Source organism: Streptomyces sp. NPDC060031 (genome assembly GCF_042736805.1).
Classification (GTDB): Bacteria; Actinomycetota; Actinomycetes; order Streptomycetales; family Streptomycetaceae; genus Streptomyces.
In genome coordinates this window covers 1-8,511 of record NZ_JBHWVM010000157.1, presented here as the reverse complement: position 1 = coordinate 8,511, position 8,511 = coordinate 1, and the positions used below count along the sequence as shown (strand labels likewise).

The 8,511-nt window shown below is 73.2% G+C and carries 9 protein-coding genes; 4 read left to right on the top strand and 5 right to left on the bottom strand.

Features of this window, described 5'->3' with window-relative positions; translation table 11 throughout:
* Positions 1-83: 83 nt before the first annotated feature.
* The 5 genes from ACFWB8_RS35855 to ACFWB8_RS35835 form a co-directional block, all read right to left on the bottom strand.
* Positions 84-431: a hypothetical protein gene (locus tag ACFWB8_RS35855; protein WP_385237134.1), complete on the bottom strand. Its 348-nt coding sequence runs from the start codon at positions 429-431 to the stop codon at positions 84-86.
* A 162-nt stretch (positions 432-593) separates the two neighbouring features.
* The gene (locus ACFWB8_RS35850) at positions 594-1,682 is read right to left on the bottom strand and encodes a chaplin family protein (protein WP_385237131.1); all 1,089 of its coding nucleotides are present in this window, start codon (positions 1,680-1,682) and stop codon (positions 594-596) included.
* A 122-nt stretch (positions 1,683-1,804) separates the two neighbouring features.
* The gene (locus tag ACFWB8_RS35845) at positions 1,805-2,038 is read right to left on the bottom strand and encodes a chaplin (protein WP_385237128.1); all 234 of its coding nucleotides are present in this window, start codon (positions 2,036-2,038) and stop codon (positions 1,805-1,807) included.
* 227 nt (positions 2,039-2,265) lie between these two features.
* The gene (locus ACFWB8_RS35840; protein ID WP_385237125.1) at positions 2,266-2,676 is read right to left on the bottom strand and encodes a rodlin; all 411 of its coding nucleotides are present in this window, start codon (positions 2,674-2,676) and stop codon (positions 2,266-2,268) included.
* A gap of 119 nt (positions 2,677-2,795) precedes the next feature.
* Positions 2,796-3,047 carry a chaplin gene (locus ACFWB8_RS35835; protein ID WP_385237122.1) on the bottom strand — a complete coding sequence of 84 codons (252 nt, stop codon included), beginning with the start codon at positions 3,045-3,047 and terminating at the stop codon, positions 2,796-2,798.
* Positions 3,048-3,109: 62 nt separating this feature from the next.
* On the opposite strand from ACFWB8_RS35835, the gene ACFWB8_RS35830 reads away from it, so the two are divergent.
* The 4 genes from ACFWB8_RS35830 to ACFWB8_RS35815 all read left to right on the top strand — a co-directional run bounded on the left by ACFWB8_RS35830 (position 3,110) and on the right by ACFWB8_RS35815 (position 8,439).
* Positions 3,110-4,285 (top strand): DUF3344 domain-containing protein, encoded by a 1,176-nt coding sequence (locus ACFWB8_RS35830; protein WP_385237119.1) that lies wholly within the window; start codon positions 3,110-3,112, stop codon positions 4,283-4,285.
* A gap of 64 nt (positions 4,286-4,349) precedes the next feature.
* The gene (locus ACFWB8_RS35825; protein WP_385237116.1) at positions 4,350-5,510 is read left to right on the top strand and encodes a glycosyltransferase family 4 protein; all 1,161 of its coding nucleotides are present in this window, start codon (positions 4,350-4,352) and stop codon (positions 5,508-5,510) included.
* Positions 5,507-7,036 carry an exopolysaccharide biosynthesis polyprenyl glycosylphosphotransferase gene (locus tag ACFWB8_RS35820; protein ID WP_385237113.1) on the top strand — a complete coding sequence of 510 codons (1,530 nt, stop codon included), beginning with the start codon at positions 5,507-5,509 and terminating at the stop codon, positions 7,034-7,036. The genes ACFWB8_RS35825 and ACFWB8_RS35820 overlap by 4 nt, the downstream gene beginning before the upstream one ends.
* A 2-nt stretch (positions 7,037-7,038) precedes the next feature.
* Complete coding sequence (locus ACFWB8_RS35815; protein WP_385237110.1) at positions 7,039-8,439, top strand: O-antigen ligase family protein; 1,401 nt, start codon at positions 7,039-7,041, stop codon at positions 8,437-8,439.
* Positions 8,440-8,511 lie beyond the last annotated feature (72 nt).

Here is an 8,511-nt window from a genome sequence, read left to right as displayed (position 1 = left end):
TCCGCCGCGCACCCCACGGTGGGCGCCCCGGCCCTGGCCGGTGGCGCCCACGGTCGTATCTGCCCACGCGCGGGACGGGCCCGTCAGTTGGCGCCGCCGTTGAGCTTCACGCCTCCGAGCATCGGGGACCCCTGGGTGGCCCCGTTCGCGAGCTTCATCACCTCGCCCGGCGCATCGTTGCGGACCTTGTTGACGGTCTGCACGGTGCCCACGACCTTGTTGACGGTCTCGCCCTGCTCGGCTAGGCCGTTGCCCAGGGTCTGAGGGAGGGCCTGCGAGACCGGATTGACGGCGTTCAGGGTTTCCGTCACCCCGCCCGTCAGGCTCATGGTCGGCGAGGTGGTCGGGGCCCCGGCGGCGAAGGCGGGGGCGGTGGCGCCGAGGGCGGCAACGGAGCCGACGACGACAGCGGCGACCTTCGTGAGCTTCATTATCGAAATCCTTTTCCAGCGGCGACCGGTGCGCCGCTTTCGCCATGGCTAACGATTCCCCGCTGCTGCGGAAACGCGGAACCGAACATGGCAACGGAAACGGCCGGAGAATCCGACGAGGGACTCTCCGGCCGATGTTTCTTCTTATTACCGGTATTGCCGTCAGGCGATACGTGACCTGCGGTACAGAATGGCGCCGCCCAGGATCAGGGCCGTGGCGAGGGCCGCCGCGGCGGCGGACTGCCCCGCACCCGTCTCGGCCAGTACGGGCGCCGAGACCTGCGCGGGTACGGGGACCACGGCGGGAGCCGGAGCCGGTGCCGGGAGGGCCGCGGGAGCCGGAGCGGGTGCGGGTGCCGGGGGCATCGGCACGGGCAGGTCACCGGCCGGGGCGGCCGGGGGCTGGTCTGCCGGTACGACCTCCGGTACGACCTCCGGTGCGGGCGCCGGCGCCGGGTGCTCCACGATCTGACTCCCGTGCGGCGGCATGGGAGCGGGCGCATGCTCCGCTACGGGAGCCGGGGCGGGAAGCGTGTGGGGCGCCTCCTCCTGAACGGGAGCCGGGGCCGGAAGCGTGTGGGGCGCCTCCTCGACCGGTGCGGGAGCCGGAGCCGGCGGGGGGACGGGGGCCGGGGCCGGGTGCTCCACGACGGGCGCCGGCTGGGGAGGTGCCGGGGGAGCGTGGTGCACCGGAGGTGCCGGGTGGGCGTTCGACCGGGGAGGGTGGTCGTCGCATTCCTGTTCGCCGGAGTCGCCCGAGCCGCCGTAGCCGCCTTCGTCCCGCGCCGTCTCCTCGTGCCGCGGCGCCGCGTGCTTCGGGGCGGCGTGCTTGGGGGCCGCGTGCTTGGGCGCCCGCCGGGTCGCCTCGTCGCGCGGCTCATCGGCCCGCTGCCGCGGCATCGCGTGCCGGGCCCCGCGCTCGTCGAGGTACCGCTCGAAGGCCTCGGCGTGTTCGGGGCCGAGGTAGCGCTCGTAGTCGCGCCCGGCGTCGGAGCCGGTCGTGGTGGCGCAGTTGTTGCCCATGGCGGGGTTGAGGGCCGCCCCGGCGTCCACGGTGTTGCCGCACACGTTCGGCGCGAAGGTGACCGGTACCGAGACGCTGTTGCCGGCCAGTACGCCCGGTGAGTGCGAGGCTTCGGCCATGGCCCCGGTGTGCGCGTAGGCCGCGCCCGCGATCGACAGCAGGCTGGAGGCGGCCGCCGCGGTGAGCATCCCCTTGCCCAGTACCTGTCGGCTCAGTACCTGTCGCATGGGTCCTTCCCTGTCTACCGGCACTGCTGGCCGGTGCTGAATCGAGGGTGGCCTCGGAGTGCACCGCCGTGCACTCCGAGGCCACCCCGAGGAGGTCTGCCCTTGCGGGCACAGGCGCTTCGTCAGGCGTTGACGCAGGTGTTGCCGAACGTGGGGTTCAGCAGCGCGATGATGTTGACGGTGTTGCCGCAGAGGTTCACGGGCACGTGCACCGGGACCTGGATCAGGTTGCCGGAGAGGACGCCCGGGGAGCCCACGGCCGCACCGTCGGCCACCGCGTCGGCCATGGCGGGGGAGGCGGCACCGGCGGCCATCAGAACGCCGGCGGCCAGCACCACTGCCTTCTTGTACGTCATTTGATTTCGATCCTTTCCCGCAGAGGCGTATCCACTGCAGAATTAACAACGAGTGGCTCCGGGAAAAGAAACCACAAGTTTTCGGGGGTGGGTCAGTTATTCACTCCGATGCTCGCACGCCCGGAATTCAGGGTCGATTTGCGAGTAATTCGGAGAGCCTCACACGCGGCGAGGCCGCCGCGACCCGGAGGTGCGACGGCCTCGCTGGCGCGGGGCGCGGGGTGCGATCAGCTGCCGGCCGAAACGTTGCCGGACAGGATCGGGATGTTGTCCAGGATGTGCGAGAGGGCTTCGTCGCCCTTGGCCTGGGTGGAGTTCTCGGTGCACTGCTGGTTCTGCGGGCTGGACAGGACGGGGATGTCCTGGACGCCGACGTTGATCAGGGCCAGCACGGACTGCACGTTGGCCTTGGCGGGCAGGGCGATGCAGGGCTTGTTGAAGGAGCCCTGGATCAGCGCCATCTGCGGGCTCATGTGCCCGTAGGTCGCCTGGTTGCCGTAGATCTGCGAGGCGCCGTTGCCGTTCACGGTGTTGACGCCGTTGTCGTTCCCGATCGCCATCGCCTGCGGGGCCATGGCGGCACCCAGGCCCACGAAGGAGGCGGCAACCGCTGCGCCGGCTGCAAACTTCTTGATCATTGTCGTCCCTTTTTTGGCAGGATTGCCCGGTACTGGAGCACCCGGATCAACGGCCGGGGCCCGGTCCGGGTTGCGAGGATTCACTCGGATGCCGCCGTTTCGGGTGGCGCGGTTGACGTTCAGGCGTTCACGCAGGTGTCGCCGAACGCGGGGTTCGGCGGCGCGATCACGTTGACGGTGTTGCCGCAGACGGTGACCGGGACGTCGATCGGGACCTGGAGCGGGTCGCCGCTCAACACGCCCGGGGCCCGCCGGTGAAGCGGTTCGCCCTGGTGCCGTCCCCGCCGTGTGCGGAGGCGGGGCCCGCGCCGCGCAGCAGCCCCTTCTCCATCTCCGTTTTCCCTTTTGGTTCGAACGACGGGCACCTCCATAACGACTCGCCATGCGCGAGGGTGCGTGCCATCGCCCAAAAGGCCGTACGTGCGAGTCCGACGTGATTTCCAGCCCGATATCTGCCAAAGTTCACTCCTGTTTTATCCCCTTGATCGAAAATGGAGACAGGGTCATGGGTTCACCCCGCAGAATCCTCGGCACACTCGGTCTGCTGTCCTGCCTCGCACTTTCGGCGAACGTGCCCGCGGCTGGTGCCGCGGCCCCGCCGGGGACGCGTGAATTGCCCCGGGTCCCGTTCACCCAGCGTTATCAGGCCGTGCAGCACGGCGGGCTGGTCCGGGCCTCGAACTCGGCCATCGGCTGCCGCCGCGAGGAGTCCGAGCAGGCCGAGCCGTGCGCCGAGGTCAAGCGGGGCGCGGCCGGGGTCAACAGCGACTTCGAGATGTTCTACGACGAGGTCGACAAGGACCCGGACACGTACAACTCCACCCGCGCCGAGCTCAAGGTCCCGCAGGGCGCGAAGGTCTCGTACGCCCGGCTGTACTGGGGCGGGAACCTGCGGGTCGGCGAGCAGAAGCCGCCGGAGGACAACGGCCGGGTGCTGGTCGCCGAGCCGGGCGGTTCGTACAAGGCGGTGCTGGCCGACACGGTGATCGGGCACCGCAGCGACGAGGGGAGCGACGCCTACCAGGCCTCCGCCGACGTGACCCCGCTGGTCCGCAAGGGCGGCGCGGGGATGTGGACGGTGGCCCAGCTCAACATCGCCATGGGGCACTCCGAGGTGGGCGCCTGGGGCGGCTGGACGCTGGTGGTCGCCTACGAGCACCCGCAGGAGCCGGTACGCCGGGTCTCGCTGTGGGACGGCTTCGAGGGGCTGGCCGCCGGACCCGGCGAGGCTTCGGGCGAGACGGTGGAGCTCGCCGGTCTCGACGCTGCGCCCGGGTCCGCGGGCCGGGTCGGGGTGGTGGCGTACGACGGGGACCGCGGGACCCTCGGCGACTCACTCACGGTGACGGCCGACAGCGGGCGCCGGGTCAACCTCAGCGATGCTGAAAATCCTTTTAATGATGTTATGAATTCCACGATCACGGAATTCGGACATCCCTCGTTCGTGCGACAGCCCGAACATCTGAATAATCTCGGATATGACGCGGACGTCTTCGATCTGAGCCCCGCTCTGTCCGGTGGTGCCCGAAACCTCACCTTCAGGTTCGCGGGCGAAAACCAGGGTCATTTCCTCGGTGTGCTCTTCGTTCAGACAGACGCGCGCCGCTGAACGCAGGAGATCGCTCCACGTGTCGACACAGCCTTCGACCGCCCACCCCCCGACCCCATCGCAGGTGACCGTCCTCCATCTCGTCCAGCCCGTCGAGGGAGGGGTCGCCCGGGTCGTCGTCGACCTCGTCCGCGCCCAGTCCGCCGCCGGGCTGCGGCCCGTCGTCGGCTGCCCGCGCGGCGGCCGGCTCGCGGAAGACGCCCGCGCCGCCGGGGCCGAGGTCCTCACCTGGCGCGCCGGCCGGGCCCCCGGGCCCGGCCTGCCCGCCGAAGTGCTCGCCGCCCGCCGGGTGATCGACCGCGTCCGGCCCGACGTCCTGCACGCCCACAGCGCCAAGGCCGGGCTGGCCGGCCGGCTCGCCGTGCGCGGGAGAGTACCGACCGTCTTCCAGCCGCACGCCTGGTCCTTCGACGCCGTCGGCGGGGCCACCGCCGCGCTCGCCCTGCGCTGGGAGCGGTTCGGCGCCCGCTGGGCCGACCGGGTGCTCTGCGTCAGCGAGGCCGAACGCCGAACGGGTGAGTCCGAGGGGATCGCCGCCCGCTGGTCGGTGATCCGCAACGGCGTCGACCTCGGCCACTTCCGCCCGGGCGGCCCGGACCCCGCCCTGGACAAGGCCGGCGCCCGCGCCGAACTGTCGCTGCCCACGGCTTTCCGGGACGGCGACGGACCGCTCGTCGTCTGCGTGGGCCGGATCTGCCAGCAGAAGGGCCAGGACATCCTGCTGCGGGCCTGGCCGGAACTGCTCGGGAACCTCCCCGGGGCCCGGCTCGCGCTCGTCGGCGACGGCCCCGACACCGAACGGCTGCGGCGCGGCGCCCCGCCCGGAGTGCTCTTCGCGGGGGCCGCCTGCGACATCCGACCGTGGCTTCGGGCCGCCGATCTCGTTGTACTGCCGTCGCGGTGGGAAGGCATGGCGCTCGCCCCGCTCGAAGCCATGGCCTGCGGCCGTCCGGTCCTGGTCTCCGACGTCAGCGGTGCCCGGGAGAGCCTGCCGCCCGGCCAGGGACGGCTCTGTCTGGTGCCACCGGAGGATCCGACGGCGCTGGCCAAGGCCCTGGGACGGCTGCTCGCCGAGCCGCGGCTGCTCGCCGAACTCGGCGAGCAGGCCCAGCAGCACGCCCGTACCGACTTCGACGTGCGGCGGACCACGGACGCGGTCACCGGTCTGTACCACGAACTGCTGGGCAGGCCCCGGCCCTTGAACCAGGAGCGCATCAGCCGATGACGATGGACAGCGCACCCGCCCGGCACACCGGGCAGGGCGGCACGGGGCCTTCCGTAGGCAGTACCGGCACCGGCATCACCGCCGTCCGCCGTTCCGTGACCGCCATCCACCCCCCGCGGGGGCCCAAGGCCGAGCAGGCCCGTCCTGCCGTACGGCCGCAGCGGTCCCGCCGCCGCGACGGGGTGCTCCCGCTGCTGAGCGCCGACGCGCTGGCCGTCGCGGTGACGACGGCCGCCCTGCCCGGACTCCAACTGCCCGCCCCCGCGGCCGTACCCGTCGCCGCGGCCCTCGCCGCGCTGCACGCCCAGGCCGGGCTGTACCGGCCGCGGCTCGCGCCGTCCGCGCTCCTCGAACTGCCCGCGCTGGCCGGACGGGCCGCCGTCGTGTGGTGCGCGGCCGCCGCCGTCGTGGCCGCCGCCGCGCCCGGGCAGGCCCTCGGCTGGAGCGTGCTGCTCGGCGCCGTGTGCCTCCAGGTCGTACTGGCGTGCGCGGGGCGCGGACTCGTCAACCAGTTCCGCCGCCGCGTCCGCGTCCGCAGGCCCGCCTCCACCCTGGTCGTCGGCCCCGGCGCCGGGGCGAGCGCCGTCGCCGCCGCCCTGCACGGACGCCCCGAGTACGGGCTGTGCCCCGTCGGGCTCGCCGATCCCGTCGCGAACCACGCCGGGGCCGACGGCGAGAGCGGCGCCCTGCCCGTACTCGCCACCCACGAGGACATCCGCCGCGCCGTCATCCAGAACGCGGTGCGCCACGCGGTGTTCACCCGCCCGCCGGAGGCCGACGAGCGCACCGCCTCACTGGTCCGGCTCTTCCACGACCACGGCTGCCGGCTCTGGCTCGCCGACCCGGCCGGAACCGCCAAGGTCACCGGCATGCGGGTGGCGCAGCCCGCCGACCAGCTGTGGGGGTACGCCGTACAGCCGCTGCTGCCACGCCCCGCGCGGCCGCTGGAGCGGTACGCGAAGCGGGCCATCGACTCCCTGCTGGCCTCGCTCGCCCTGATCGCCGCCGCACCCGTGATGGGGGCCTGCGCCCTGGCCGTGCGCGTCGCCGACGGGCGGGGGGTGATCTTCCGGCAGGAGCGGGTCGGCCTGTACGGGCGGCCCTTCACCCTGCTGAAGTTCCGCACCCTGAGCGCCGACGCGCACGAGTCCGCCACCCGCTGGACGGTGGCCGGCGACCGCCGGATGAGCCCGATCGGCTCCTTCCTGCGCAAGTCCTCGCTGGACGAGCTCCCGCAGCTGTGGAACGTGGTCCGCGGTGACATGAGCCTGGTCGGCCCGCGCCCCGAACGGCCGTTCTTCGTCGCCAAGTTCAGCAGCGTCCACCCCGGCTACGAGGCCCGCCACCGGATGCCCGTCGGCATCACCGGCCTCGCCCAGATCAACGGCCTGCGCGGCGACACCTCCATCGAGGACCGGGCCCGCTTCGACAACCACTACATCGACACCTGGTCGCTGTGGCAAGACCTGTGGATCCTGGCCCGCACCGCGGCCTCGTTCTTCCGATTCCGGCTGGGGGGCAGCTGAACATGAGCCTTGCCGTATCGACGACCCGGCCACGGCCCGAGCTGCCGGTGCTGCTGCGCCGGCACTGGCCGCTGCTGCCGCTCGCCGCGACCGTGCTGTTCCTCCTCGCCCCGCTGCCCGCGGGGGACGCGACCGCCTCCGGCAAGGTCGGACCGGCCGACGCCGCCTCGCTGCTGCTCGTGTTCGTCTGCGCCGTGCAGGCCCTGCGCGGCCGGGTGCGGGCCCTCACCCCGCTCGCGGCCTTCGTCCTCGGGCTGCCCGCCGTCGGGCTCGCCGTCGCGACCGTGACCGCCGGGGATCCGTACGCCGCCCTGCCCGGCTTCGTGCGCTACCTCCAGGTGTTCGTGCTGGTCCCGGCGGCGATCGTGCTGCTGGTGCGCGACGCCGGGGAGTTCCGGCTGGCCGCCGGGTGCTTCGTGGTGCTGGCGCTGGTGCAGGGCGCGGTGGGGGTCGTGCAGTACGCGACCCACACCGGGGCCTCGTACCAGGGCGAGGACGTCCGGGCCGTGGGCACTTTCGGCCCCGGCGACGTGATGGGCATGGCCACGGTGGTGGCGTACGGGCTGGTCGTGGCGACCGCCGTGGCGCTGGCTCCGGGCCTGCCGCGGCGGGTCCGGCGGTCGGCGACCGCCGCGGCCCTGGCGCTGGTGCTGCCGCTGGTGCTGTCGTTCAGCCGGGGCGCGTGGATCGCCACCCTCGGCGCGGCGGTGCTCGTGATGGGGCTGGCCGGGATCCGGCGGGCCCTGAAGGTACTCCTCGCGCTCGGCGCGGCGGGCGTGGTGCTGGTCGGCGGACTCGGCGTCGGTTCCGAGATGGTGACGGAGCGCCTGGCCTCCATCACCCAGGTCTCCAGCGCGCCCGACCAGTCGGTGACCGACCGGTACACGATGTGGGCGGCCGCCGAGTCGATGTGGCGCGAGCGGCCGGCCGCCGGGGTGGGCCTCAAGGGCTTCCCCGCCAACCGGGACGGCCACTCCTCGCTCGGGCTCTCCTCCGGCAGCGACACCGGGGGCGCGGGCCAGGCGTACCTGCGCCAGCCGCTGCTCTCCCCGCACAACATGTACCTGCTGGTGCTGAGCGAGCAGGGCCTGATCGGGCTGACCGCGCTGGCGGGCGGCTGGGCGGCGGTCCTGGTCGCGGGGCTGCGGCGGTTCGCCTCCGGCGGGGCCGACCGGGGGATCAGGGACTGCGGGCTGGTCGCGGTCGGACTGCTCGTCTGGCAGCTGACCGACTTCCTCTACGCGGACATCGGCGGCCCGTCCACCGTCCTGACCGGAGTGATCATCGGCCTGGCCGCCTGGTGGGCCCTCCCCTCCCGGGGGGACGTGGACGGCCCCGCGGTACGCCTCGCCCACGGCGCCGGACCGGGCGGCCCGGCCCCCGAGGGTGCGGGCGGCCGGTGACCGACACGACTCCCTGGCGGCCCGCCTCCGGCCCTCCGGCCGGGGCGGGCCCCGCCCGCGTCCCGGGCGCCC